Origin of the sequence: Thioclava sp. DLFJ4-1, from assembly GCF_002020145.1 — a bacterium.
GTDB classification, from domain to species: domain Bacteria; phylum Pseudomonadota; class Alphaproteobacteria; order Rhodobacterales; family Rhodobacteraceae; genus Thioclava; species Thioclava sediminum.
Genome location: NZ_MPZT01000001.1, coordinates 722,341 through 746,672 on the forward strand (window position 1 = coordinate 722,341; position 24,332 = coordinate 746,672).

At 66.4% G+C, this 24,332-nt stretch carries 24 protein-coding genes and 1 tRNA gene; 15 read left to right on the plus strand and 10 right to left on the minus strand.

All coding sequences use genetic code 11. The features are described 5' to 3' along the window. Positions 1-82: 82 nt before the first annotated feature. A complete protein-coding gene (locus BMI85_RS03235) occupies positions 83-532 on the minus strand; it encodes a nucleoside deaminase (RefSeq protein ID WP_078599482.1) in 450 nt (149 codons plus the stop codon). Positions 533-655: 123 nt separating this feature from the next. Here BMI85_RS03235 and BMI85_RS03240 point away from each other — a divergent pair, with 123 nt between their 5' ends. From BMI85_RS03240 to BMI85_RS03265, 6 genes are all read left to right on the plus strand, one after another. Continuing rightward, positions 656-2,347, plus strand: a complete 1,692-nt coding sequence (locus BMI85_RS03240) for a pseudouridine synthase (protein WP_078599483.1) — start codon at positions 656-658, stop codon at positions 2,345-2,347. Between the two features lie 254 nt (positions 2,348-2,601). Continuing rightward, positions 2,602-3,513 (plus strand): 5-bromo-4-chloroindolyl phosphate hydrolysis family protein, encoded by a 912-nt coding sequence (locus BMI85_RS03245; protein ID WP_078599484.1) that lies wholly within the window; start codon positions 2,602-2,604, stop codon positions 3,511-3,513. Between the two features lie 61 nt (positions 3,514-3,574). Next, a complete protein-coding gene (locus BMI85_RS03250; protein WP_078519690.1) occupies positions 3,575-4,753 on the plus strand; it encodes a toxic anion resistance protein in 1,179 nt (392 codons plus the stop codon). Further along, a complete protein-coding gene (locus BMI85_RS03255; protein ID WP_078599485.1) occupies positions 4,750-5,718 on the plus strand; it encodes a DUF2927 domain-containing protein in 969 nt (322 codons plus the stop codon). The genes BMI85_RS03250 and BMI85_RS03255 overlap by 4 nt, the downstream gene beginning before the upstream one ends. A gap of 22 nt (positions 5,719-5,740) precedes the next feature. Beyond that, a complete protein-coding gene (locus tag BMI85_RS03260; protein WP_078599486.1) occupies positions 5,741-6,877 on the plus strand; it encodes an SPFH domain-containing protein in 1,137 nt (378 codons plus the stop codon). A gap of 4 nt (positions 6,878-6,881) precedes the next feature. After that, the gene (locus BMI85_RS03265) at positions 6,882-8,015 is read left to right on the plus strand and encodes a zinc ribbon domain-containing protein (protein WP_078599487.1); all 1,134 of its coding nucleotides are present in this window, start codon (positions 6,882-6,884) and stop codon (positions 8,013-8,015) included. Between the two features lie 5 nt (positions 8,016-8,020). On the opposite strand, the gene BMI85_RS21320 is transcribed toward BMI85_RS03265, so the two are convergent. Continuing rightward, a complete protein-coding gene (locus tag BMI85_RS21320; RefSeq protein ID WP_158522074.1) occupies positions 8,021-8,197 on the minus strand; it encodes a hypothetical protein in 177 nt (58 codons plus the stop codon). A 68-nt stretch (positions 8,198-8,265) separates the two neighbouring features. Here BMI85_RS21320 and BMI85_RS03270 point away from each other — a divergent pair, with 68 nt between their 5' ends. From BMI85_RS03270 to BMI85_RS03300, 7 genes are all read left to right on the plus strand, one after another. Next, positions 8,266-8,718 carry a thioredoxin domain-containing protein gene (locus BMI85_RS03270; RefSeq protein ID WP_078539752.1) on the plus strand — a complete coding sequence of 151 codons (453 nt, stop codon included), beginning with the start codon at positions 8,266-8,268 and terminating at the stop codon, positions 8,716-8,718. An 87-nt stretch (positions 8,719-8,805) separates the two neighbouring features. Next, positions 8,806-8,881: transfer RNA gene (locus BMI85_RS03275), tRNA-Ala, on the plus strand. 284 nt (positions 8,882-9,165) lie between these two features. After that, on the plus strand, positions 9,166-9,669 hold the full coding sequence (locus tag BMI85_RS03280) for a YbjN domain-containing protein (protein ID WP_078519694.1): 504 nt from the start codon (positions 9,166-9,168) through the stop codon (positions 9,667-9,669). A 27-nt stretch (positions 9,670-9,696) separates the two neighbouring features. Continuing rightward, positions 9,697-10,509 carry a pyrroline-5-carboxylate reductase gene (gene proC / locus BMI85_RS03285; RefSeq protein ID WP_078599488.1) on the plus strand — a complete coding sequence of 271 codons (813 nt, stop codon included), beginning with the start codon at positions 9,697-9,699 and terminating at the stop codon, positions 10,507-10,509. Further along, positions 10,506-10,841: a tRNA-binding protein gene (locus BMI85_RS03290; RefSeq protein ID WP_078519696.1), complete on the plus strand. Its 336-nt coding sequence runs from the start codon at positions 10,506-10,508 to the stop codon at positions 10,839-10,841. The genes proC and BMI85_RS03290 overlap by 4 nt, the downstream gene beginning before the upstream one ends. Beyond that, positions 10,841-11,788: a D-glycerate dehydrogenase gene (locus BMI85_RS03295; RefSeq protein WP_078599489.1), complete on the plus strand. Its 948-nt coding sequence runs from the start codon at positions 10,841-10,843 to the stop codon at positions 11,786-11,788. Before BMI85_RS03290 ends, BMI85_RS03295 begins: the two co-directional genes overlap by 1 nt. Before the next feature lie 42 nt (positions 11,789-11,830). Beyond that, positions 11,831-12,949 (plus strand): beta-ketoacyl-ACP synthase III, encoded by a 1,119-nt coding sequence (locus BMI85_RS03300; protein ID WP_078599490.1) that lies wholly within the window; start codon positions 11,831-11,833, stop codon positions 12,947-12,949. 3 nt (positions 12,950-12,952) lie between these two features. On the opposite strand, the gene BMI85_RS03305 is transcribed toward BMI85_RS03300, so the two are convergent. The 7 genes from BMI85_RS03305 to BMI85_RS03335 all read right to left on the minus strand — a co-directional run bounded on the left by BMI85_RS03305 (position 12,953) and on the right by BMI85_RS03335 (position 21,842). Next, positions 12,953-13,534, minus strand: a complete 582-nt coding sequence (locus BMI85_RS03305) for a thymidine kinase (protein WP_078599491.1) — start codon at positions 13,532-13,534, stop codon at positions 12,953-12,955. Positions 13,535-13,585: 51 nt separating this feature from the next. Further along, complete coding sequence (gene dtd / locus BMI85_RS03310; protein WP_078599492.1) at positions 13,586-14,035, minus strand: D-aminoacyl-tRNA deacylase; 450 nt, start codon at positions 14,033-14,035, stop codon at positions 13,586-13,588. Further along, entirely contained in the window at positions 14,032-14,955 is a 924-nt protein-coding gene (locus tag BMI85_RS03315) for a carbohydrate kinase (RefSeq protein WP_078599493.1), read from the minus strand. Before BMI85_RS03315 ends, dtd begins: the two co-directional genes overlap by 4 nt. Positions 14,956-15,038: 83 nt before the next feature. Then, positions 15,039-17,171, minus strand: coding sequence for a hypothetical protein (locus BMI85_RS03320; RefSeq protein ID WP_078599494.1), 2,133 nt, complete (start codon positions 17,169-17,171; stop codon positions 15,039-15,041). Continuing rightward, positions 17,168-19,909: a DUF4159 domain-containing protein gene (locus BMI85_RS03325; protein ID WP_078599495.1), complete on the minus strand. Its 2,742-nt coding sequence runs from the start codon at positions 19,907-19,909 to the stop codon at positions 17,168-17,170. Before BMI85_RS03325 ends, BMI85_RS03320 begins: the two co-directional genes overlap by 4 nt. Further along, positions 19,909-20,829, minus strand: coding sequence for a DUF58 domain-containing protein (locus BMI85_RS03330; RefSeq protein ID WP_246832471.1), 921 nt, complete (start codon positions 20,827-20,829; stop codon positions 19,909-19,911). Before BMI85_RS03330 ends, BMI85_RS03325 begins: the two co-directional genes overlap by 1 nt. Continuing rightward, on the minus strand, positions 20,826-21,842 hold the full coding sequence (locus BMI85_RS03335) for a MoxR family ATPase (RefSeq protein ID WP_078599496.1): 1,017 nt from the start codon (positions 21,840-21,842) through the stop codon (positions 20,826-20,828). The genes BMI85_RS03330 and BMI85_RS03335 overlap by 4 nt, the downstream gene beginning before the upstream one ends. A 73-nt stretch (positions 21,843-21,915) precedes the next feature. Between BMI85_RS03335 and BMI85_RS03340 the strand changes: the two genes are divergently transcribed. Both BMI85_RS03340 and BMI85_RS03345 read left to right on the plus strand, forming a co-directional pair. Next, complete coding sequence (locus BMI85_RS03340; RefSeq protein ID WP_078599497.1) at positions 21,916-22,509, plus strand: DUF1285 domain-containing protein; 594 nt, start codon at positions 21,916-21,918, stop codon at positions 22,507-22,509. A gap of 1 nt (position 22,510) precedes the next feature. Next, entirely contained in the window at positions 22,511-23,263 is a 753-nt protein-coding gene (locus tag BMI85_RS03345; RefSeq protein ID WP_078599498.1) for a TIM barrel protein, read from the plus strand. 1 nt (position 23,264) lies between these two features. Here BMI85_RS03345 and BMI85_RS03350 read toward each other — a convergent pair whose 3' ends face one another. After that, positions 23,265-24,236 carry a cation diffusion facilitator family transporter gene (locus BMI85_RS03350; protein ID WP_078599499.1) on the minus strand — a complete coding sequence of 324 codons (972 nt, stop codon included), beginning with the start codon at positions 24,234-24,236 and terminating at the stop codon, positions 23,265-23,267. Positions 24,237-24,332: the final 96 nt, after the last annotated feature.

Genomic DNA, 24,332 nt, shown 5'->3' on the forward strand with positions numbered 1-24,332 from the left:
AATGTCGGGGATCGCGGCCCTTGGGGCCTGCGATGCGATTGATATGCCACAGGAAAGGGGATCCGTCCAGACGGGCGCGGATCTAGCGGCGCGCGGCGAAGAAATCCTTCAGAAGCGCCTCGGCCTCTGCCGCCCCGATACCGTCGTAGATTTCCGGCACGTGGTGGCTTTGCGGATGCGAAAAGACGCGCGGCCCTTGCGCGACGCCGCCCGATTTCGGATCGGCCGCGCCGTAATAAAGCCGCGCGATCCGGGCCTGAGAGATCGCCGAGGCGCACATCGGACAGGGCTCGAGCGTGACATAGAGGTCATAGCCCGGAAGCCGCTCCGAGCCGATCTGCGCACAGGCCTCGCGCATCGCGAGGATCTCTGCATGGGCGGTCGGATCGCCCAGCTCGCGGGTGCGGTTGCCAGCGGCGGCCACCACTCTACCGTCAGGGGAGACGACGACTGCGCCCACGGGCACCTCGCCGCGTTTGGCCGCCTCGCGCGCCTCTGCCAGCGCCTGTTGCATGAAAGACCGGAATTCCATGGCTCTTCATCGCTTGCAAATCCGCGCTTATCAAGACGCTTCCCACGCGCAGCAGAAAGGTGTAGATCGCCATCTTTCGCGCCCGAGCGACTCGCGCGCCCCCTCCCCTAGAAGGAACCGGACATGACCGACACTCCCGAAAATTCCCCTGAAAATTCCGTTTCGAAATCCGCCGAGAAATCCGGCGCGAAAGAACGCATCGCCAAGGTGATCGCGCGCTCCGGCGTGGCTTCGCGCCGCGACGCCGAGAAGATGATCCTCGCCGGCAAGGTCGCGGTGAACGGCAAGCAGATCGACTCGCCCGCGCTCGACGTGGCGGCGTCCGACAAGATCACCATCGACGGCAAGCCCATCGACGCGCCGCAGGAAACGCGGCTGTGGCTCTATTACAAGCCGCTGGGTCTGGTCACCACCGAGAAAGACGAACAGGGTCGCCGCACGATTTTCGACGAGATGCCCGAAGGCATGCCGCGCGTGCTGAACGTCGGCCGTCTCGACATCAACTCCGAAGGTCTGCTGCTGCTGACCAATGACGGGGGCCTCAAGCGCCGTCTGGAACTGCCCGAGACCGGCTGGCTGCGCAAATACCGCGTGCGCGTGAATGGCCGCCCGACCGAGCAGTCTTTCGAGCCGCTGCGTCAGGGCATCACCATCGAGGGCGAGGAATTCCTGCCGATGGAGGTCTCGCTCGACCGTCAGCAAGGCGCGAATGCGTGGCTGACCGTGGGCATCCGCGAAGGCCGCAACCGCGAGATCCGCCGCGCGATGACCGAGATCGGCTTCCAGGTGAACCGCCTGATCCGCATCAGCTACGGCCCGTTCCGCCTGATGGACATGAAGGCGGGCGACGTGATGGAAGTGAAGCGCAGGATGTTGCGCGATCAGCTTGGCGGGTTGCTCGACGACAAGCCGGTGGGCGGCGAAGCCAAGCCCGAGCGCAAAGAGCGTGGGGATCGTCCGGAGCGCGGCGAGCGCAAGGATCGGGGCGACAAGCCGCGCTTCAAGCGGGATCGCGACGACGGCGGGCGTGATGACAAGCCGCGCTTCCGCAAGGATCGCGACGAAGGTGGTCGTGAAGATCGTCCGCGCAAGCCGCGTACCGGCGGCTTCAAATCGCATCGTGACGACGGCGAACGCGGTGACCGGGGCGAGCGCGGCGACCGCGGACCGCGTTTCTCGAAGGATCGGGGCGACCGTCCGGATCGCGGCCCGCGTGGCGACAAGCCGCGCTTCAACCGCGACCGCGACGAGGGTGGCCGTGACGACAAACCGCGCTTCCGCAAGGACCGCGAAGAGGGCGGGCGCGAGGATCGCCCGTTCCGCGACGGGCCGCGCAAGCCGCGCACCGGTGGGTTCAAGTCGCATCGTGATGAAGGCGAGCGTGGCGACCGGGGCCCGCGTTTCTCGAAAGATCGTGGCGACCGCCCGGATCGTGGGCCGCGTGGCGACAAGCCCAGCTTCAATCGCGACCGCGACGACCGCTCGGGCGGGAAGTTCGGCGGCAAGCCCAGCGGGAAGTTCGGCGACAAGGCCCACTTCAACCGGGACCGCGACGAAGGTGGCCGTGACGACCGTGGCGGCGACAAGCCCCGCTCGGGCGGCTTCAAATCGCATGGCGGAAAGCCGGGCGGCAAGCCGCGCTCGGGCGGGTTCAAATCCCACGGCGACGCGCGCGGCGACCGGCCCGCACGCTCGGGCGGCTTCAAGTCGCATTCGGGCAAACCGGGCGGAAAACCCGGTGGCAAGCCCTTCGGTGGCAAGCCGCGCGGTGGCAAGCCGCGCGGTGGCAAGCCGCGCGGTGGCAATCGCGACTGACCGGCGAAAACGCGCTTTTAGGGAGGGGAAAACCGCCGTGGTTTTCCCCTCTTCTTTTTCCTCGGCGAGTTTACGCGAATTTCACACCGTCTCTCTGGCATAGACCCGCCAGCCTGCTTATAAATTCTCCCTGAGGACGTCGAAATTCGCGTCCGATGGCAGGGGCTGGCGATGTCGCGCGAGGCGCAAAAGAGAATCGCTTTCTGGCTGATGATCGCGCTGACGCTGTCGGTCGCGCTCACCGGGAGCGTATGATGGCTCAACGCTATGGCGGAAAATACTCGCCCCAAGGCCCGGCCAGCGGGCCCGACCTGCACGATCCCCGCAGCGTGCCGCCCCATCGTCGTCCCGATGCCCGCCACCCCGAGGAAGGCCGTCCGTTCTGGATCGTGGCCGCCGCCCTGCCCTTCCTGCTGGGCGCCTTCGGCGAAGGCCCCTTCGCACTGGCCCGCGCACTTGGCGCCTTCGCCCTGATCGCAGGCGCCGCCTGGACGATCCGCGAGGGGCTGCGGGCCGAATTCGCTTATGTCGCGCGCAGTTCGGCCAAGCGCCCCGCCTTTCCGCGGAAAATTCTTGGCTCCGTCGCCTATGGTCTGGGTCTCGCATTGGGCGCACAGGCCCCCGAACTGGGCGTGATCGGCGCGGCCGGGATCGGGGCTATCGGCACGGTGGTCTCGCTTGTGGCCTTCGGTCTCGACCCGCTGAAAGACAAGGGGATGGACGGCGTAGACGAGTTTCAGCAAGAGCGCGTCGCCCGCGTGGTCAAGGAAGGCGAGGCCTATCTGACCGAGATGCGCAAGGCGATCACCCCCTCGGGCGAGCGAGTGCTGATCACCCGCGTCGAGCAATTCGCCACCACCGCGCGCGATCTGTTCCGCGCGGTCGAGGAAGATCCCGGAGATCTGGCGCAGGCGCGGCGCTACATGACCGTTTATCTGGAGGGCGCGCGCGACGCGACGATCAAGTTCGCCGATCTGTGGCGCAACACGCGCGATCACAAGGCACGCGACGATTACGCGGCGCTGCTCGATGATCTGGAAGCGAATTTCACCGCCCGCACCCGCAAGATGCTGGAAGATGGCCGCGAGGGGCTGGAGATCGAGATCGACGTGCTGCGCGACCGGCTGGCGCGCGAAGGGGTCGTGCCGACGACCCGCGAGAATTGACGAAGCGTGACGTGACAAGTGACACCGGGAACTGCCCCGACAGGCGCAAGGAGGCCCTGAGATGACCGAGACGACCCGCCAAAAGGCAACCGAGCTGATGACCGAAGTGGAAGGTGTCAGCGGTTCGCTGCTGCCCGAACCGGGCCCGGCAGAGGCGGTGACGCCGCTCGATCAGGCCCCGCCCGAGACCGCCGAAGAAATCCGCAAGCGCATGGCTGAGCTGGACATGGGCGACTCGAATTCCATCGTGCAGTTCGGCTCGCGCGCGCAGGTCGATCTGCAATCGATAAGCCAAGAGATGCTCTCGGGCGTCAAGAACAAGGATGTCGGCCCCGCCGGAGACAGCCTGCGCCAGATCGTCACCACGATCCGCGGTTTCTCGGTCTCGGAACTCGACGTGCGCCGCAAGCGGAGCTGGTGGGAAAAGCTGCTGGGCCGGGCCGCGCCGTTTGGCAACTTCATCGCCCGGTTCGAAGAGGTGCAGGGCCAGATCGACCGCGTCACCGACGAGTTGCTGAGCCACGAGCACAAGCTGCTCAAGGACATCAAATCACTCGATATGCTCTACGACAAGACGCTGCATTTCTATGACGAGCTCGCGCTCTATATCGCGGCGGGCGAGGAAAAGCTGGCCCAGCTCGACCGGGAGGAAATCCCCGCGAAAGAGGCGGCGATGGAAGCCGCGTCCGAGGATCAGAAAGTGCTCAAGGCGCAGGAAATCCGCGACCTGCGCGCAGCCCGCGACGATCTGGAGCGCCGAGTGCATGATCTGAAACTGACCCGTCAGGTGACGATGCAGTCGCTGCCCTCGATCCGGCTGGTTCAGGAAAACGACAAGAGCCTCGTGACCAAGATCAACTCGACGCTGGTGAACACCGTGCCGCTGTGGGAGACCCAACTGGCGCAGGCGGTCACGATCCAACGCTCGCGCGAGGCGGCGGGCGCTGTGCGCGAGGCCAATGATCTGACCAACGAGCTTCTGAAATCGAATGCCAAGAACCTGCGCGAAGCCAATGCCGAGATCCGCACCGAGATGGAGCGCGGTGTCTTCGATATCGAGGCGGTGAAGGCGGCGAATGCCGATCTGGTCGCGACGATCGAGGATTCTTTGCGTATCGCGGATGAGGGCAAGCGCAAGCGCGCCGCGGCAGAGCATGATCTGGTGGAGATGGAAGACAAGCTGCGCGACACCCTGTCGGCGGCGAAATCCTCCGCACAGGCTGGCGGAGCTGCGGGATGACACGGATGCGTGCGGCCTTTCCGGTTCTTGCAGGGCTGGCGGCGCTGGCCCTTTCGGCCTGCGCGCCGGGCTTGGGCGGCTCGCCGCTCGCACCGGACAAGACCGCGCGCCCGCCCAGCGCACCGGCCGATCTCGATCGCTCGAACGCCACCAAGCAAAGCGCACTCTCGCGGGAGATGTCAGCCTATTTCGCCAAGACCGCCGCCGAGATGGAAAGCCGCGGGCAGCTGCGCACCGATGTCGCGCCGCGCGATGCGCCGTTCAACCAGCGGCAACTGGTGCAGGACTTCGTCCATATCGCGCTTTACGACGAATACGCGGCGCAGGGCGGCGGGTTCGTCGCGCGTCAGACGCCCTCGCGCCTGCGGCGCTGGGACAAGCCGGTGCGGATGGATATCGACTTCGGCGCCTCGATCCCCAAGGCCGACCGCGCCTCGGATATCGCCGAAGTGCGCGCCTATGCGGGCAAGCTCGCGCGCGCCTCGCGCCATCCGGTCAGCGTGGTGAACCGGGGCGGCAATTTCCACGTCCTGTTCCTGAACGAGGACGAGAGGCGGGCGATCGGCCCACGCCTGCGCCAATTGGTGCCGGGGATCGATGACAGCTCGGTCGAGGCGATCACCAATCTGCCGCTCTCGACTTATTGCGTGGTCTTCGCCTTCTCGCAGGGCGACAGCCCGATCTATACCGACGCCGTCGCAGTGATCCGGGGCGAACACCCGCCCGAACTGCGCACCAGCTGTATCCATGAGGAACTGGCCCAGGGGCTGGGCCTCGCCAATGACTATCCGCGCGCGCGGCCCTCAATCTTCAACGATGACGAGGAATTCTCGCTGCTGACCAAGCATGACGAGTTGCTGCTGCAGATGCTTTACGACCCGCGCCTGACGCCCGGCATGACCGAACGCGAGGCCCGCCCGATCGTCACCACCATCGCCTCCGAATTGCTGGGCGGCGCAAGCTGAGAACCAAGAAGGAACCGCATCCATGGGCATTCTCGATTTCCTCTCCGGCGAATTCATCGACGTCATCGGCTGGACCGACGACACCCGCGACACGATGGTCTGGCGGTTCGAGCGCGAGGGTCACGCGATCAAATACGGCGCGAAGCTGACCGTGCGCGAAGGTCAGGCGGCCGTCTTCGTCCATGAGGGGCAGCTGGCCGATATCTTCGGGCCCGGGCTCTACATGCTCGAGACCAACAACCTGCCGATCCTGACCACGCTTCAGCACTGGGATCACGGCTTCAAATCGCCCTTCCAGTCCGAGATCTATTTCGTCAACACCACCCGGTTCAACGACCTGAAATGGGGCACGAAGAACCCGGTCATGGCGCGCGATCCGGAATTCGGCCCGGTGCGCATCCGCGCCTTCGGCACCTATTCGATGCGCGTCACCGATCCGGGCAAGTTCCTGACCGAGATCGTGGGCACCGATGGCGAGTTCACTTCGGACGAGATTAGCTACCAGCTGCGCAACGTGATCGTGCAGGAGTTCTCGCGCGCCATTGCCAGCTCGGGCATCCCGATCCTGGACATGGCCGCCAACACCGCCGACATGGGCAAGCTGATCACCAAGGCAATCGCGCCCACCATCGCGAATTACGGGCTGGAGCTGCCGGAATTCTACATCGAGAACGTCTCGCTGCCCGAGGCGGTGGAGGCGGTTCTCGACAAGCGCACCTCGATGGGGATCGTGGGCGATCTGAACAAATACATGCAATACAATGCCGCCGAGGCGATGGGCCAGCCGGGCTCGGGCGCCTCCGCCGGGATGGGCGCCGCGATGGGCGCGGGCATGGGTGCCGGCATGGGCATGGCGATGGGCCAGCAGATGGGGCCTTGGGGGCAGATGGGTCAGCAACCCGCTGCCGCCGCACCGCCGCCCCCTCCCCCGCCGCCGGTGGAGAAGGTCTGGCATCTCGCGGTCAACGGCCAGACGCAGGGGCCCTTCGGGCGCGGGCATCTGGGGCGTATGGTCTCGGAAGGCTCGCTCACCCGCGACAGCCTCGTCTGGACGCCGGGTCAGAACGGCTGGATGCGCGCCGAGGACGTGACCGAACTGGCGCAGCTCTTCACCATCGCGCCGCCGCCGCCCCCGCCTGCCGCGCCACCTGCGAGCTGATCCAATGCTGGGTTTCCCGAAAGTGGGGCGGAGCGCTGCTGCCGCCCCTGCCGACCCACGCGGCGAGAGCCACTATCACTGCGAAAGCTGCGGCGCCGATCTGCGCTTCGCGCCGGGCCAGACGCGGCTCGTCTGCGATCATTGCGGCCATGTGCAGGACATTCCCTCCGCCACCGGACGCGGAGAGGCGCGCTTGCGCGAATTGCCGCTCGACGATGCGCTGACCCGCGAATTACCCGAACAGGAAATGGAGGAGCACCGCACTGTCTCCTGTCCCAATTGCGGCGCCTCGATCGAGTTGCAAAACGGCGAGCACGCGACCGAATGCCCGTTCTGCGCGACGCCCGTGGTGGTCGATACCGGCACGACGCGGCTGATCAAGCCGCAAGGGGTGCTGCCCTTCCAACTGACCGAGGACCAAGCGCGCGCGGCGCTCTCGAAATGGCTCGGCTCGCTGTGGTTCGCGCCCAATGGGCTGTCGCAATATGCCCGCAAGGGGCGGCGCATGACCGGCATCTACGCGCCCTTCTGGACCTTCGACGCCGCGACCCGCACACGCTATTCCGGCCAGCGCGGCGACGCCTATTACGTCACGCGCACGGTGCAGACCGACAAAGGCCCCCGCACCGAGCAGGTCCGGCGCATCCGCTGGACGCCGGTCTCGGGTCAGGTGGCGCGCGATTTCGACGATGTGGTGATCTACGCCGCGCGCTCGCTGCCGCCCGATTACGTGCAGGCGCTGCGCCCGTGGGACTTGGGCGCGCTGGAGCCCTACCGGCGCGATTATCTCGCGGGCTTCACCGCCGAGGGCTACACAGTGCAACTGCAAGAGGGCCATCACGCCGCGCAGGCCGAGATGATCCGCGTCATCCAGACCGACATTCGCCGCGATATCGGCGGCGACGAGCAGCGGATCGGCGCGATGGACCCGCAGTTCTCGGCCGAGACCTTCAAGCATATCCTGCTGCCGATCTGGACCGCCGCCTACAAGTTCCGCGGCCGCTCCTACCGCTTCGTCGTGAACGCCCAGACGGGCCGCGTCCGTGGGGATCGCCCGTGGTCGGCATGGAAGATCGCGCTGGCGGTCCTTGCTGCGGTGATCGTCGGGGGGACGCTCTTCTACCTGAAGAGCCGCTGAGCGGGTCAGCCTTTCGCGAGATCGTCCATCCCGAAGGCGATGCCCTGCGGGGCGAGCCATTCTGCGAAGCGCGCGATCTTCTCGTCGAGCGAACAGGTATTGGTTTGCCGCGCCATCTCGATGTCATAGGCGGCGCGAAGGTCCATCTGGCGTTCGGGGCTCAGTTCTTTCCAGCGCGTCATGTCGTCTCCTTGCAAAGCCGAAGTGGGTTTCCGATATATCTTGCAACCCAATGTAAAGGAGGGGTGACATGACCCAATCCTCTCAAAGCTACCGTGTGACCTGCCTCGATTGCGGGCAGGCCAACCGCGTCCCCGCCGAGAAGCTGGGCGCGAATCCGAAATGCGGCACCTGCGGCGGCTGGCTCGTCTCGCACAAGGTGACCGAAGTCGACTTCAAGACGCTCGCCAAGGCCGAGAAGGACGATCTGCCGCTGCTGGTCGATTTCTGGGCGCCGTGGTGCGGCCCGTGCAAGGCGATGGCGCCGCAGTTCAACATGGCCGCCGAGAAGCTGACACCGCATGTGCGGCTGGCGAAAATCAACACGCAGGTGAACCCCACCGCGACCCAGCGCTACCGGATTCAGGGCATCCCCGCCTTCATCCTGTTCGCCAAGGGCCGCGAGGTCGCCCGCGCCGCAGGGGCGCGCCCGGCAGGCGATCTGGTCAATTTCGTGAAGTCGAAAATCTCGGTGCCCGCGTAACGCGGATCATGCGGAAATTTTCGCGCGCGGCGCGGGCGGCCCGCTTGACAACGCGCGCGCCTTGCGCGAAATACCACGCCACGGTTCGGGGCCTTAGCTCAGCTGGGAGAGCGCGTCGTTCGCAATGACGAGGTCAGGGGTTCGATCCCCCTAGGCTCCACCAAACCGCTTCAAAAAGCGCCCGTTCTTCGGGCGCTTTTTGCGTTTCCGAACAATCTCAAATGCTTAGCGTGTAGCAATCCGCAATTCGCCCCGCATTGTGGATGAACTATCCCCAGATTTCGTGGGGACCACCCGGCTTATCCACCAGAAATTGCTTTACACAATAGCAACCTGCCTACACGATATCTTGTAGGGACTGGCGGCTGCTACCGCCGTTCCTTGTAAAGCCGACAAGCCCTAGGGGAGCTGCACCCCGGGCATCTAAAAAGGCAGGGGGATACGAGCATGGCACTGAGCGAAGACTATCTGTACGCCGAAGAACTCCACCCGATCGACATCGTCGAGACGCTGGCCGAAGCCCATGAATGGGAATTCGACCGGGTCACCGATGACCAGATCGCAATGGCGGTCGAGGGTCAGTGGCGGACCTACTCGATCACCCTCGCCTGGTCGCCGATGGACGAAACGCTGCGGCTGATCTGCACCTTCGAGATGGACCCGCCGCCGGCCCGCGAGGGCGCGCTTTACGAGCTTCTGAACCGCATCAACGACCGGGTCTGGACCGGCGCCTTCACCTTCTGGCCCGATCAGCGGCTGATGGTCTGGCGGCACGGGCTGGTGCTCTCGGGCGGGCAGCTGCCCGGGCCGGAGCAGATCGACCGGCTGATCGGTGCGGCTGTCGTGTCCTCCGAGCGGTTCTACCCGGCCTTCCAGCTGGCGACCTGGGGCGAGCGCGATCCCGAAGACGCGATGCAGGTGGCCATTGCGGAGGCCTACGGGCGCGCCTAATCTCCCCCCGAACCAAAAGGGGGAAGCATGAGCTTTGACAAGATTTCCGACCGCGGCCTCGTCATTCTGGGCTGCGGACGCATGGGCGGCGCGATCCTTCAGGGGCTGTTGAAGGGCGGTCTGCCCGCAGCCTCGGTCTGGGTGGTCGATCCGAATCCGTCCGATTGGCTGAAAGAGTCCGGCGTGAATCTCAACGCCGATCTGCCCGAGAATCCGGCTGTCGTTCTGGTCGCGGTGAAGCCGCAGATGATGACGGACGCGCTGCCGCAACTCTCGGCCATGGCCGAGGGCGATACTCTGTTTGTCACCGTCGCCGCCGGGATCACCATAGAGGGCTACGAGAAGATGCTGGGCACGCAGGCGCGTCTGGTGCGCGCGATGCCCAACACGCCCGCCGCGATCGGCCGTGGCGTGACCGCGATCGTCGGCAATCCGAACGCAACCGGCGACGATCTGGACACCGCGGATGCGCTGATGACCGGCGTCGGTCAGGTCGTGCGGCTCGACGATGAGGAACAGATGAACGCCGTGATCGGCGTCTCCGGCTCGGGCCCGGCCTATGTCTTCCACCTGATCGAGGTGATGGCGGCGGCGGGCGAGGCCGAGGGGCTCGACCCCGATCTGGCGCTGCGGCTCGCGAAGGCGACCGTGGGCGGCGCGGGGCAACTGGCCGAGGATAGCGACGAGACGCCCTCGAAACTGCGCGAGAACGTGACCTCTCCCGGCGGGACGACGGCGGCGGCGCTGGAGGTTCTGATGGACCCCGAGACCGGCATGCCGCCCCTGATGCGCAAAGCGGTCGCCGCGAATATCGCGCGCAACCGGGAGCTGGGGAAATGACCATCTCCTTCGACGACTTCATGAAGGTCGACATTCGCTGCGGCCGGATCACCGAAGCCGAGCCCTTCCCCGAGGCGCGCAAGCCCGCGATCAAGCTCTGGGTCGATTACGGCCCGGAGATCGGCGTGAAGAAAAGCTCCGCCCAGATCACGGTGCATTACGCGCCCGAGGAACTGGTCGGCAAGCTGGTCTTCGGCGTGGTCAACTTTCCGCCGCGCCAGATCGGGCCGTTCATGTCCGAGGCGCTGGTCTTGGGCGTGCCGGATGAGGCCGGCGAGGTCGTGCTGCTGACGCCCGACAAAGACGTGCCGATCGGCGGGAGGATGTTCTGATGAAGCTCCTCGTGACCCGCAAGCTGACCGACGAGGTCGAGGCCCGCGTGGCGAAAGAGTTCGACGTGACCTTCCGCAACGGGGCTGCGCCGATGACCGAAGAGGAATCCCACGCGGCGCTGGCCGAATACGATGCGCTTCTTGTGACCTTGGGCGACAAGGTGACGGCAGCGGCCTTCGAGGGTAGCCCCCGCGCGAAGATCGTGGCCAATTTCGGGGTCGGCTATAACCACATCGACGTGGCCGCGGCCGAGGCGAAAGGCATCACGGTGACCAACACACCGGGCGCCGTGACCGATGCCACCGCCGATATCGCGATGATGCTGATCCTGATGAGCGCGCGACGCGCCTCGGCGGGCGAGCGCTTCGTGCGGCGCGGCGAGTGGACCGGCTGGACGCCGACGCAATTCCTCGGCCAGCATGTCTCGGGCAAGAAGGTCGGCATCATCGGTCTGGGCCGGATCGGCACGGCGATCGCGAAACGCTGCCATTTCGGCTTCGGCATGGAGGTGGCTTACACCAAGCGCACCCCCGTCGATCCGGGCTTCCCCGCCACGCATTTGAGCCAGGATGACTTGCTCGCGACTTCCGATTTCGTGGTGATCGCGGTGCCCGCAAGCCCCGCCACGCATCACCTGATCGGCGCGACCGAGATCGCGAAGATGCAGCCCCATGCGCATCTTATCAACATCGCGCGCGGCGATATCGTCGACGAGGCCGCACTGGTGGCGGCAATGCAGGGCAATGCGATCGCAGGCGCGGGTCTCGACGTCTATGAGCGCGAGCCTTATGTGCCGGAAGCCCTGCGCGCGCTGGATAACGTCACGTTGCTTCCGCATCTGGGCACCGCCGCTCTTGAGGTGCGTGACGACATGGGCCACATGGCGGTCGACAATCTCATCGCCTTTCGTGACGGCAACACGCCGCCCAATCGCGTGTCGTCTTGACCTTTCACCTCCTTGGCGGGAGGCTCTGCCAAGGAGGATCCGATGCATCAAGCCGTCATTACCGGGACCGGGGTCTATACGCCGGAACACGTCATCACGAATGCCGAACTGGTCGAGGCGTTCAACGCCTATGCCGACCTGTTCAACGCCGCGAACGCAGAGGCCATCGCCGCGGGCGAGATCGAGGCCAAGCCGCATAGCTCGGTCGAGTTCATCGAGAAAGCCTCCGGGATCGAGCAGCGCTACGTGATGGACAAGGAAGGCGTGCTGGACCCCACGCGCATGTATCCACGCCTGCGCCAACGCTCGGATGACGAGCCGGGCATCATGGCCGAGATCGCGCTCGATGCCTGCAACAAGGCGCTGGCGCAGGCCGGGCGCAAAGGCGAGGACGTCGATCTCGTGATCTGCGCGGCCTCGAATATGGAGCGCGCCTACCCCGCCGTCGCGATCGAGATCCAGAAACTTCTCGGCGCGGGCGGGTTCGCTTTCGATATGAACGTCGCCTGCTCGTCGGCCACGTTCGGCATTCAGGCCGCCGCCGACATGATCCGCACCGGCTCCGTGCGCCGCGCGCTGGTCGTGAACCCCGAGATCACCTCGGGCCATCTCGAATGGCGCGACCGCGATTGCCACTTCATCTTCGGCGATGTGGCGACCGCGACGCTGATCGAACGGCGTGAGGATGCGCCGCATGGCTTCCTGATCCGCTCCACCCGTTGCGCGACGGAGTTTTCCAACAACATCCGCAACAACAACGGCTTCCTGCGCCGCACCCGGCCCGATGGCGTGGCCGACCGCCGCGACATGCAGTTCATGCAGGAGGGCCGTAAGGTCTTCAAGGAAGTGATGCCGATGGTGGCGCAGCACATCCTCGGCCATCTCGCCGATGCGGAGGTGAAACCCCAGGAACTGCACCGTCTCTGGCTGCATCAGGCCAACAAGACGATGAACGACTTCGTCGGCAAGAAAGTCTTGGGCCGAGATCCCGAGCCGGGCGAGCAGCCCAATATCCTGCAGGATTACGCCAACACGTCGTCTGCCGGGTCGATTATCGCGTTTTCGAAATATTCCGACGATTTCAAACCGGGCGAGATCGGGCTGATCTGTTCCTTCGGGGCGGGCTATTCGGTGGGCTCGGTCGTTCTCGAGAAGATCTGAGGCTTACGCCTCGCCCATCGCTTTGCGCCAGTGGCGGCGGCAGAGGCTGACATAGGTCTCGTTGCCGCCGATCTGCACCTGATCGCCATCGCGCAGCGCCTGTCCGTCCGGGCCCATCCGCACCACCATCGTGGCCTTCTTGCCGCAATGGCAGATCGTGCGGACTTCGCGCATCTCGTCGGCCAGCGCCAGCAGTGCCGCCGAGCCGGGGAACAGCTTGCCCTGAAAATCCACCCGCAGCCCGTAGCACATCACCGGCACGCGCAGGTCATCGACCGCGCGGGCGATCTGCCAGACCTGCGTCTCGGTCAGGAACTGCGCCTCGTCCACGAAGATGCAGGCGCAGGGACCCTCGGCCAGCCGCGCCTCGATCAGCGCGACCATGTCCGTCCCTTCGGTGAAACAGGCCGCCTCCGCTCCGATGCCGATCCGGCTCGCGATGCGCCCATCGCCCGCGCGATTGTCGAGCCGCGCGGTCACGAGGAAAGTCTCCATGCCGCGTTCGATATAGTTGTGGGAGGCTTGCAAGAGGATCGTGCTCTTGCCCGCGTTCATCGTGGAATAATGGAAGTAGAGCTTGGCCATGGCCTGCAATAGCCCGCGATTTTCAGGGGAGCAAGACTGCCCGCGCGACGCTCAGGGACGGTCGGCGCTGTCCATCCAGATCGTGACCGGCCCATCATTCAGAAGCGCCACTTTCATATCCGCACCGAACTCGCCGGTCTGAACCGGCGGGCCCAAAGATTCGAGGTGCCGGGCGAAATGCTGATACAGCCGATCGCCGTCTTCGGGCGGGGCGGCTGCAGAGAAACCGGGGCGGTTGCCGCGCGAGGTGTCAGCCGCCAGCGTGAACTGGCTGACCACGAGACAGGCGCCGCCGATATCGCCCACCGCGCGGTTCATCTTGCCCGCCTCGTCCTTGAAGATGCGCAGCTTCGAGATCCGCTCAGCCAGCTTCTCGGCGACCTTTTCGTCATCGCCCTGCATCGCGCAGCACAGGATCAGAAGGCCCGGCCCGATCTCGGAGATGCAATTGCCGTCGACGGTGACCGAGGCCTCGGAGACCCGCTGGATCAGCGCCCTCATGCCAGTTCGTCCGCCCAGGGCGGGTTGGCCCCTGCCCGGCTGACGACCACCGCAGCGGCGGCCACGCCCAGTTTCAGGCAGTCCGAGATAAGCCCTTCCTCGGCGCGAGCGAGCGCGCCTTTGTCGAGCGCCTCGGCGCGGTCCAGCGCGGCCAGAACGCCCGCGTTGAACGTATCGCCTGCGCCGACCGTGTCGATGACCTCGACCTTGCGCGCGGGCACGAAGACCTCGCAGTGCTTCGAGAAGCCATGCGCGCCGGTTGCGCCTTCGGTGACGAAGACCAGCTTCGGCCCTTTCGCCAGCAGCCCGCGCGCGAGATCGGGAATGGTGCCCGGGCCTTCGATCCAGCGTAGATCCTCGTCCGAGACCTTGACGATATCGGCCACGGCGAACATCCGTTCCAGCCGCGCGCGATAAGCCGCCTCGTCGCCGATGAAACCGGGGCGGATATTCGGGTCGATCATGGTCACGCGGTTCTCTGCCTCGCGTAGCATCAGCGCCTCATAGGCCGCACCGCAAGGCTCGACCGGCAGGGAGATGCCGCCAAAGAACATCGCCTTCACCTCTGCCGGGATCTCGGGCATGTCCTCGATCTTCAGCATCCGGCCAGCCGTATTCTCGTCGTAGAAAGCGTAGCTCGCATGGCCGTCGGTTAGCGTCACGAAGGCGAGCGTCGTCGGCCGGTCCGAGCGCACCGCAAGCCCCGCATCGACGCCGCTATCGGACAGCGAGTGGATCAGCATCTTGCCGAACAGGTCTTCGGACAGCCCCGACAGAAACCCCGAGCGCGCACCGAGCCGCCCCAGCGCGATCGCAGTGTTGAACACCGCACCCCCCGGATAGGGCGCAAAGGCCGCCTCGCCTTGCGCGCTCTCGCGCGGGAGCATGTCGATCAGTGCTTCACCACAGCTCAGGATCATAGGGTTTTCTCCTCCGTCATCGCGTTCCGATACCGCTAACACCTGCTACACGCGAAGCGGTGTCCGGGCAATCCCCGCAGGGATCACGCTGCAGTCGGCCCGCCCTTGTCGCCGCCGCGCCGGTTGCGCCCTTCGATCAGCCACGCGCCCACGGTCAGCAGGGCCGCCAGGATCAGCCAGGCCCAGGCGGGCAGCAGCGGCTGCACCCGGATATCGGTCGTGGCCGTGGCACCACGCGGCGTGATGCCGATCCAGCCGCGCCCCGATGTCGGGCGACCCGCGCGCACTTCGCGGATGGCGGGCACCCCGTCCTCGAGCCGCGTCACGCCGCCATTCGACGCCTCGACCACGGCGGAGAGGGGATCGCCGCTGGCGATCGTCTGTTCGAACTCGCGCGGGCTTGCAGGCCCCATCGCCACGACACGCTCCAGATCACCGTCCTTGAGGCGGTAGAGCCCCGCCTCGGGCGCGGTCCAACGCGCGGTGAAGCGGCCGGGTGCTGTCTCGGTCAGCGGCACCTGCTCGGTCGAGCCATCGGGTAGCGTCACGGTCACCGGCGGCGCGCTGTCTTCCATCGTGCGGCGGATGATCCGCATCGAGAGCGCGCCGGGATCGATCTCGGCATAGAGCGCCTCTTCCTCGAGTTCCGGCTCTTTCATCTCCCAATGCGCGATCCGGCGCAGCAATTCGAGCTGCGGCCCGCCGCCGTCATAGCCGCGATCCCAGAGCCATGCCTGATCGGAGGCCAGCAGCGCCACGCGCCCCTCGCCTTCGCGCGACAGCACCAGAAGCGGCTTACCCTCGGCGCCGGACATCACGACCTCGCCGGTGGGGTTCGCAAGCTCGATCTGGCGCAACCAGTGGCCCCAATGCGGGCCGTCTTTTTCGGCGGCCGTATCCTCGCCCTCGGGCGCGGGCGCCCCTTCCAGCCCGGCTGTCACCGGATGGCGCAGCCCCAGATCGGTCGGGCGCGGCAGGAAACTTTCCGACATAACCCGGCCCGTTGGGCGCGCGGGCATGATGTCGCCAAGGCTGGTCTGATAGAGGCTCTCGACGGTCGCGAATTCCGGACCGGCGGCCACGAGGATCGCGCCCCCGCGCTCGACGTAATCCTTGATATTGTCGAAATACGCGGACGGCAGAATGCCCCGCGCGCCGTAGCGGTCGAAAATGATCAGGTCGAACTCGTCGATCTTGTCGACGAACAGTTCCTGCGTCGGGAAGGCGATGAGCGACAGTTCCGTCACCGGCACACCGTCTTGCTTTTCGGGCGGGCGCAGGATTGTGAAATGCACGAGGTCCACGCCTGCGTCCGATTTCAAAAGGTTGCGCCATGTCCGCTCGCCCGCATGGGGCTGGCCGGAGACCAAGAGCACCCGCAGCCGGTCGCGCACGCCGTTGATCTGGACGGTCGCCACATTGTTGCGATCGGTCAGCTCGCCCTCGGTCGGCGACAGCGTGAACTGCACCACGTTCTGCCCGCCATGGGTCAGCGTCAGCGGCAGTTCCAGATCGCGGTCGGTGCGCACCGTGTAGCTTTTCGGATCCTTGCCGTCGATCGAGATGGTCAGGTCAGCCGTGCCGCCCGCGCTTTCGGGCACGTTGCCCATATCCTCGACCTTGAGACGGATATTAGTCTCCTCCCCGATGATACCGAAGGACGGCGCGGTCTCGATCAGGAGACGCCGATCCCAGTCGCTGCGCTTGCCGGTCAGCAGCACCTGAAGCGGCGCAGGCAGATCGGGGGCGAGCTGCGCATCATGGGCCTGCCCGTCGGTGACCATCAGCGCGCCCGCGACCCGCGCGCGCGGCTCTGCGGCGAGCGCCTCGGCCAGGGTCGAGCCCAGTTCGGTGCCCGCATTATCGGCCCCGTCGGGAACGGTGATCCGGCGCGTCTCGACATTGGGCATCGCGTCGAGCTGTGCTTGCAGACGCGTCAGCGCAGTATCGGTCTGCGCGACACGATCCGAGAGTTTCTGCGACGAGGAGCGGTCGTCGATCAGCAGCACGATATTGGACAGCGGCGCGGTCTGTTCGCGCTGCAACGAAGGCTGCGCGATCGCCGCCAGCAGCACCAGCGCCGCCAGCGCCCGCAGCGCCCAGCCCTTCAGCCCGCGCCACAGCGCCAGCGCCAGCAGCACGACAGCCACCACGCCTGCGCCCGCGATCACTTGCCACGGCAGAAGCGGTGCGAAGATGATCGACATCCCGTTCATTGCCCCAGCCTTTCGAGAAGCGCAGGCACATGGACCTGATCGGATTTATAGTTGCCGGTCAGCACATGCATGATCAGGTTCACCCCGAAACGATCCGCGATCTCGCGCTGACGCTCGCCGGTGCGGCCACGGCCCACGGGGAACATCGGCATCCCGCGATCGTCGACAGCCCAGGCCGAGGCCCAGTCATTGCCGCCGATCACCACCGGCGTCACCCCGTCATTGAGGTTGCGAAACGGCATCCCCTCGGCGCGTTCGGCATCGGCGGGCGGGGCCTCCACCCAGATCGTGCCGTCGTAGCGGCCGGGGAAATCCTGCAGCAGGTAGAAAGTGCGGGTCAGCACGTGATCGTCCGGGATCGGCGCGAGCGGCGGAATGTCCAAGGGGGCTGCCAGCGCCTGCAAGCGCTTACCCGCAGGCGTCGCCTCGCCGAAGCCCGCGATATCGGCGTCGCGCGTGTCGAACAGGATCATGCCACCGCCGCGCAGGTAGCGGTTCAGCTTGGCATATTCCATCGGGCTCGGCGCGGGCTGATCTGCGGTGATCGGCCAGTAGATGAAGGTGAAGACGGCCAGATCGTCGTTCTTGAGGTCGACCATCATCGGTGCGGAGGGCTCGACCGTGGTGCGGCGGTTGAGAACCTGCGACAGCCCCTTCAGCCCCGCCATGGACACCCGGTCCACCTCGGCATCGCCGGTGGGCATCGCGGCCAGCACCACGTTGGACGCAGCCTCGATTGCGCGCGCCGGATCCATATCCTCGGCATGGGCTTGCGGCGGCGCGAAGCTGGCGAGGATCAGGGCGGCCCCGAAGCCGGCTGCCTTCATCGCGCGCGGCCCCCAAAGCTTGCCCGACAGCGCCAGCGTCGCGAGAATGTCGATCAGCAGCGCCGCCAGCGCCGCGCCTAGCAGCCAGCCTTTTAGCGGCATCTCGCGCTGCTCGAAAGCGCCTTCGACGGGGACATTGGCGGGCCAGCTTGCCGGGGACAACGTCGCGCCGCGTGGCAGAGCATTCAGCGCGACCGAGCGGTCCTCGGCGGTGTAGATGCCCGGGCGCAGCTTCGGCCCGGGCTCGGCCTTGGCAAGCTCCTCGCCCGGCACGCCCGCGGCAGCCCCTGCGTCCTGCAGTCGCCCGAACCCGTCGAGCAGCTTCTGCGGTACCCAGGTCTGGCCCGCGAGATCAGCCTCTTCCGGCGCGGCGGGCCGGGCAGAGACCGCGAGCCGCTCCAACATCTGCGGGAACAGAAGCGACAGCGGCAGCGTCGACCATTCGGCATTCGCGGTGACATGGAACAGCACGACCGCCCCCTGCCCCATCTTGGCGCGGGTCACGAGCGGCGTGCCATCGGTCAGCGCGGCAATGGTGTGCTCGGAGAGGTCCGGCGTGGGCTCGGCCATGACCTGCGCCTTCACTGTCACATCGTCGGGCACTTGCAGCCCGGCGAAGGGCGAGTTCTCCGGGAAAGGCGCCAGCGCGCGCGGATCGCCCCAGCTCATCGTGCCGCCAAGCGAGCGGCCGCCAGCGCGCAGTTGCACCGGCAGAAGCGTATCGGCATCGAGATCGGCATTGGCCATGCGGGGCCCTGCGAAACGGATCAGCAGCCCGCCCTTTTCAACCCAGTCGTGCAGTTTCGATTGCTCCGGCAGATCGGCCATATCGGCGAGGATGATCACGTCCGGATCGGCGGTCAGCACATCGGCGAGCGTACCCTCGATCAGGTCCGCCGTGGGGGCGAGCGCCTGATGCAGGTAATGGGTGGGCGAGAGCAGCTCCAGCCCCTCGCGGTCGCGCGCGCCCGACAGGATCGCGACCTTGCGGCGCTTCACCGCGTCGTCGGTCAGGCTGACTGCGCCTGCCGAGCGCATGCCCGTGATCTCGATCCGGGTGATGCGGTTGCGCAGCTCGGGCGGCAGATCGAAGCGCAGCTCCGTCTCGCGGCTGTCGGTGAATTGCAGCGGCTGGCTGGCCAGTTCCCGCTCGATCCCCGCCGGGTCGCGCCCCACGGCGGCAACATCGCGCGGGCTGGGCGGGATGGTTGAGGCGAGCGCAGGCACGACGAGCGCGCCGTCCTCGATCCGCGCGGCCCCCAGCGCCAAGACCGGCAATTGCGGCTGCCAGACCTTGACCGGACCGCGCGCCTCCAGCGCATTCAGAACGCCCGCGCGGCTGTCGCGGGCCAAGCCGTCCGACAGCCAGAGCGTCTCGAAATTCCCCTCCGGCAAATTGGCGGCGTCGAAGCTCTGCGGGGCCCAGGGCTGCGGCTGGATACCGGGCAGCGACTGGATCAGCGCGCCCGCATCCGTGAAACTTACCTGCGCGGGCGGCGGATCGGCCAGCGAAATCACTGCTGCGGGACGTCCCGCCTGTTGCGCATCCTTCAGCGCCGACGTCATCCGCTCCACCCGGCGCGGCCAGTCGCGCGCGGAGGCCCAGCTACCGTCGGCCACGATCAAGAGCGGTCCTGTGCCGGGCACGGCCCGCTGCGGGCTCAGGATTGGCCCGGCAAAACCGATGATCGCGGCGGCCAACGCCAGCAGACGCAGCGCCAGCAGCCACCACGGCGTGCGCGCGGCCTGCACTTCCTCGTCCTTGAGACCCAGCAGGAGCGCGACGCCGGGAAAACGCCTGCGGATCGGCGCGGGCGGCACCGCGCGCAGGATCAGCCAGATGATCGGCAACGCAGCCAGCCCCAGCAAAAGCCAGGGCGCGGTGAAGCCGATGGGGCCGAGCATCCACATCAGCGCCCCCTCTCGAGCGCGGAATAAAGCCACAGCAGCGCAGCCTGCGCCGGATCGCCCGTGTGATGGGTCGAGAATTGCCAGCCCGCGCTGCGCGCGAGCCGGGCGAGCTGATCGCGCCGCGCGGCCAGCCGGTCGAGATAGCGCGCCCGCAGATCGCCCGCCTTGCGGGTCTCATGGATCAGCCCGCCCGCCATCGACTGGAAGATCGTGCGCCCGTCATAGGGGAAGGCCTCTTCGTCGGGGTCGAGCACCTGCATCATCACGCCCGACACACCGCGATCGGCCAGACGGCCCAGCGCCGCCTCGATCGGGCCGAGATCACCGAAGAAATCCGACAGCAGCACCACGCGCGACTGCGGCGTAACGCCTGCGATTTCGGGCGCGCCATAATCCTGCACGCCCGCCTCGCGCGACAGCAAGCCTGCAAGCTCCATCAGCTGCGCGCGGCCTGGACGTGGCGGCGCGAGCAGGCCGGTCAGCCCGACGCGTTCGCCGCCGCGCACCATCAGCACCGCAAGCGCGAGGCCCAGAACACGGGCGCGCTCTGATTTGGTGGCACGCGCATTGCGCCCGCTCTCGGCCCCGGTGAAGCGCATCGAGGCCGCGTCATCGACCCAGAGATGGACCGATTGCGCCAGCTGCCATTCCCGCTGGCGCACATATTGGCTATCCGAGCGCGCCGAGCGCCGCCAATCGACGAAGCGCAGTTCGTCGCCCGCATGAGCGGGACGGTATTGCCAGAATTCCTCGCCCGATCCCGCGCGTCTGCGGCCATGCGCGCCCATCTGGACGGTCGCCGCCAGATGCTCCGCCGCGACCAGCAGCGGAGGCAGCGCAGAGGCCGCCCCTTCCGCCTCGCGGCGCAGGCTCAGCGCGGGGGATTGCCCCGGCGCTGCGGTATCGGAGGTTACGCTCAAGCGGCAGCACCGGCGGCGCGAGGCCCGGTGACCTCTGCCACGGCGCGGTCGATCAGATCGCCCAGCGTCTCGCCTCGGGCGCGGGCCGCGAAGCTCAGCGCCATGCGATGGATCAGCACCGGGCGGGCCATCGCCTGCACGTCGTCCAGCGTCGGCGCGAGGCGGCCATTGATCAGAGCACGCGCCCGCACGGTCAGCATCAGCGCCTGCGCGGCCCGCGGCCCCGGCCCCCAGGCCAGCGCATCGCGGATGAAGTCGGGCGCCTCGGCCTCGCGCGGACGACACAGCCGCACCAGATCGAGGATCGCATCGACGACTTTCTCGCCCACCGGCATCTGCCGCACGATCCCCTGCGCCTCGATCAGCTCGGTCGGGGTGAAGACGGTATGCGCACCCTCCGCCGCGACCCCGGTGGTCGCCAGCAGGATCGAGCGCTCGGTCTCGCGGTCCGGGTAATCGACGTCGACCTGCACGAGGAAACGGTCGAGCTGGGCTTCGGGCAGCGGATAGGTGCCCTCCTGCTCGATCGGGTTTTGCGTAGCGAGAACGTGGAAGGGCGGGCCAAGCGGACGATGCTCGCCCGCGATGGTGACCTCACGCTCCTGCATCGCCTGCAAGAGCGCCGATTGGGTCCGGGGCGAGGCGCGGTTGATCTCATCGGCCATCAGCAGCTGGCAGAAGACCGGACCTTCGAGGAAGCGGAACGCGCGGCTGCCATCGGGCGCGGTTTCCAGAACTTCGGAGCCCAGAATATCGGCAGGCATCAGGTCGGGCGTGAACTGGATGCGGTTCGATCCCAGCCCCATCACGGTCGACAGCGTCTCGACCAGAAGTGTCTTGCCGAGGCCCGGCAGACCCACCAGAAGCGCATGCCCCCCGGAGAGCATCGCGGCCAGAACCAGCTCCACCACCTGGTCCTGCCCGATGAAACGCCGGTCGATCGACGCGCGCGCCTGTGCGAGCTTGCCGCCAAGTCGTTCGATATCTTCCATCAGCTTTTCGGGCTCGGCCATGACATTCTCCCCGTTGATGCCTATCTTTCCCAGCAAAGCAGATATCCACGCTCCGACCAACGGCCAAATTTACATGACGGATCACAAACAGACAGTTTCGACCCCTTCCCCCACGGCAGACGGGCTCGCCGATGCGGCCAAGAAAGCCAGCAAAAAGGGCCCGCCGCCCGTGCATTTGTGGGATCCGCCCTTCTGTGGCGATCTCGATATGGAGATCCGCCGGGACGGGACTTGGTTCTATCTTGGCACACCGATCGGGCGCGAGGCGCTGGTGCGACTGTTTTCATCGATTCTGAAACTGGAGGACGGGAAATACTATCTCGTCACCCCGGTCGAGAAGGTCGGTATCCGGGTCGAGGACGCGCCTTTCATCGCCGTCGATTTCACAACCGAGGGCGAAGGCGACGACCAGTCGATTCGCTTCACGACCAATGTGGGCGACGTGGTTTTGGCCGATGCCCAGCACGCGATCCGGGTGGAACATAGCGAGGATGGCGAGCCCCGACCCTACCTGCATGTGCGCCGTGGGCTGGAGGCTTTGATCGACCGCAAGAGCTTCTACCGGCTCGTCGATCTGGCCGTGACGCGCGAGCATGAGGGCGAGGACTGGACCGGCGTGATGTCCGCGGGCAGCTTCTTCCCGATCCAGCGTGCCGCGGAGCTGTAACGTGCCGAAATTCGCCGCGAACCTGACCTTCCTCTTCACCGAACTGCCCTTCATGGAACGGTTCAAAGCGGCGAAACAGGCCGGCTTCGATGCGGTCGAGGTGCTGTCTCCCTACGACGCCTCCGCGCAGGAGATGCGCCACGAGCTGATCCGTCACGACCTGAGCTTCGCGCTGATGAACGTGCCGCCGCCGAATTATACGGGCGGCGATCGAGGCTTCGCCGCCGTGCCGGGGCTGGAAGACCGCTTCCGCCGCGATTTCGACCGCGCGATGCGCTTCGCCGACATCCTGAAACCGCGTGTCATCCATATCATGGCGGGCAAGGCCGAGGGCGCGGAGGCCCGTGCGACCTATATCGAAAACCTGAAATGGGCGGCGGCGCGCGCACCGAAACGGCGCCTGACGATCGAGCCGATCAACCCGATCGACATGCCGGGCTATTTCCTGAACGGTTTCGATCTCGCGGCGGATATCCTCGATGCGGTCGCCGCCCCGAACCTGCATCTGCAATTCGACGCCTATCACGCGCAGATGTTGACCGGCGATGTGGCGGGAGCTTGGGCGAAGCATGGTCACCGTGCGGCCCATGTGCAATTTGCCGATGCCCCGGGGCGCGGCGGCCCCGGTTCGGGCAAGATCGATCTGGAAGGTTTCTTCGCGACGCTCGATGCCGATGGCTACGACGGCTACGCGTCAGCGGAATACACCCCGCAGGCGGAGACGCGCGAAACGCTGGGCTGGCTTCCGCGCTAGCTCAATGCGCCGGGTGGCCCGCGTGGGCATGATCTGAGTGCCCGTGATCTGCGTGCCCATGATCTTCGTGGTCGTCATGGTCCGCGTGATCGGCACAGCCCAGGCTCGCGCTTTCCGGCTCCAGCGTCGCGTGGTGGATGCCGAACTGATGCGCCAGCATATCCTTCGCCCGCGCGATGACCGTGGCGTAATCCCGTCCCTCGTCCAGCACCAGATGCGCCTCGACGGAGACACGCTTCTCGTCGATCTGCCACAGGTGGACGTGGTGGACGCTCTCGACGCCCTCGACATCGCCCAGCGCGCCCCGCACCTCCGTACAATCCTTTTCGGGCGGCGCGCCCAGCATCAGGATGCGCAGCACCGGTTTCAGATCGGTCGCGACATGCCACAGGATGAAGACCGAGATGCCAATGGTCAGGATCGGATCGACCAGCCGCCAATCGTAAAGCAGGATCACGATACCGCCGACGATCACCGCGACCGAGGCCCCGGCATCGGCGAGGTTATGCAGAAAGGCCGCGCGGATGTTCAGGCTGTGCTTGGAAAGCGCATAGGTCAGCGCCGCCGTCGCCAGATCGATGATCAGCGCCAGCGTCGCCAGCCAGACCACGATCCAGCCATCGACCTGCGGCGGATGGATCATGCGCCCCACGGCCTCGACGACCAGCCAGACCGAAATCAGGATCAGCGCGATGTAATTGACGAAAGCCGCGATTACCTCGGCGCGCGACCAGCCGAAGCTCATCGCCGCATCCGCCCCGCGCTTGGCCAGTTTGCGCGCCCCGAAGGCCAGCACCAGCGCGGCGGCGTCGGAGAAGTTATGCACCCCGTCCGCGATCAGCGCCATCGAGCCCGCGATCGCCCCGCCGAAGACCTGCGCAAAGGTAAGCACGACATTGACGACCACCGCCCAGAGCACACGGTTGTCACTGGCATCGTCCAGATTGTGGTGGTGATGATGATCGTGGGGCATGGGCGCCTTTCTCGGATTTCGGCGCCTGAGGCGCGGTTGGGACGCTCCGCGGGGGATATTTGGACCAAGCCGAAGACCAAGCGTGCAATTCGGCTT

What these genes read in the sequence shown, in the direction of transcription:
- BMI85_RS03235 (WP_078599482.1), bottom strand. Translation starts at nt 532, where the DNA reads ATGGAATTCCGGTCTTTCATGCAACAGGCGCTGGCAGAGGCGCGCGAG.
- BMI85_RS03240 (WP_078599483.1), top strand. Translation starts at nt 656, where the DNA reads ATGACCGACACTCCCGAAAATTCCCCTGAAAATTCCGTTTCGAAATCC.
- BMI85_RS03245 (WP_078599484.1), top strand. Translation starts at nt 2,602, where the DNA reads ATGGCTCAACGCTATGGCGGAAAATACTCGCCCCAAGGCCCGGCCAGC.
- BMI85_RS03250 (WP_078519690.1), top strand. Translation starts at nt 3,575, where the DNA reads ATGACCGAGACGACCCGCCAAAAGGCAACCGAGCTGATGACCGAAGTG.
- BMI85_RS03255 (WP_078599485.1), top strand. Translation starts at nt 4,750, where the DNA reads ATGACACGGATGCGTGCGGCCTTTCCGGTTCTTGCAGGGCTGGCGGCG.
- BMI85_RS03260 (WP_078599486.1), top strand. Translation starts at nt 5,741, where the DNA reads ATGGGCATTCTCGATTTCCTCTCCGGCGAATTCATCGACGTCATCGGC.
- BMI85_RS03265 (WP_078599487.1), top strand. Translation starts at nt 6,882, where the DNA reads ATGCTGGGTTTCCCGAAAGTGGGGCGGAGCGCTGCTGCCGCCCCTGCC.
- BMI85_RS21320 (WP_158522074.1), bottom strand. Translation starts at nt 8,197, where the DNA reads ATGACGCGCTGGAAAGAACTGAGCCCCGAACGCCAGATGGACCTTCGC.
- BMI85_RS03270 (WP_078539752.1), top strand. Translation starts at nt 8,266, where the DNA reads ATGACCCAATCCTCTCAAAGCTACCGTGTGACCTGCCTCGATTGCGGG.
- BMI85_RS03280 (WP_078519694.1), top strand. Translation starts at nt 9,166, where the DNA reads ATGGCACTGAGCGAAGACTATCTGTACGCCGAAGAACTCCACCCGATC.
- proC (WP_078599488.1), top strand. Translation starts at nt 9,697, where the DNA reads ATGAGCTTTGACAAGATTTCCGACCGCGGCCTCGTCATTCTGGGCTGC.
- BMI85_RS03290 (WP_078519696.1), top strand. Translation starts at nt 10,506, where the DNA reads ATGACCATCTCCTTCGACGACTTCATGAAGGTCGACATTCGCTGCGGC.
- BMI85_RS03295 (WP_078599489.1), top strand. Translation starts at nt 10,841, where the DNA reads ATGAAGCTCCTCGTGACCCGCAAGCTGACCGACGAGGTCGAGGCCCGC.
- BMI85_RS03300 (WP_078599490.1), top strand. Translation starts at nt 11,831, where the DNA reads ATGCATCAAGCCGTCATTACCGGGACCGGGGTCTATACGCCGGAACAC.
- BMI85_RS03305 (WP_078599491.1), bottom strand. Translation starts at nt 13,534, where the DNA reads ATGGCCAAGCTCTACTTCCATTATTCCACGATGAACGCGGGCAAGAGC.
- dtd (WP_078599492.1), bottom strand. Translation starts at nt 14,035, where the DNA reads ATGAGGGCGCTGATCCAGCGGGTCTCCGAGGCCTCGGTCACCGTCGAC.
- BMI85_RS03315 (WP_078599493.1), bottom strand. Translation starts at nt 14,955, where the DNA reads ATGATCCTGAGCTGTGGTGAAGCACTGATCGACATGCTCCCGCGCGAG.
- BMI85_RS03320 (WP_078599494.1), bottom strand. Translation starts at nt 17,171, where the DNA reads ATGAACGGGATGTCGATCATCTTCGCACCGCTTCTGCCGTGGCAAGTG.
- BMI85_RS03325 (WP_078599495.1), bottom strand. Translation starts at nt 19,909, where the DNA reads ATGTGGATGCTCGGCCCCATCGGCTTCACCGCGCCCTGGCTTTTGCTG.
- BMI85_RS03335 (WP_078599496.1), bottom strand. Translation starts at nt 21,842, where the DNA reads ATGGCCGAGCCCGAAAAGCTGATGGAAGATATCGAACGACTTGGCGGC.
- BMI85_RS03340 (WP_078599497.1), top strand. Translation starts at nt 21,916, where the DNA reads ATGACGGATCACAAACAGACAGTTTCGACCCCTTCCCCCACGGCAGAC.
- BMI85_RS03350 (WP_078599499.1), bottom strand. Translation starts at nt 24,236, where the DNA reads ATGCCCCACGATCATCATCACCACCACAATCTGGACGATGCCAGTGAC.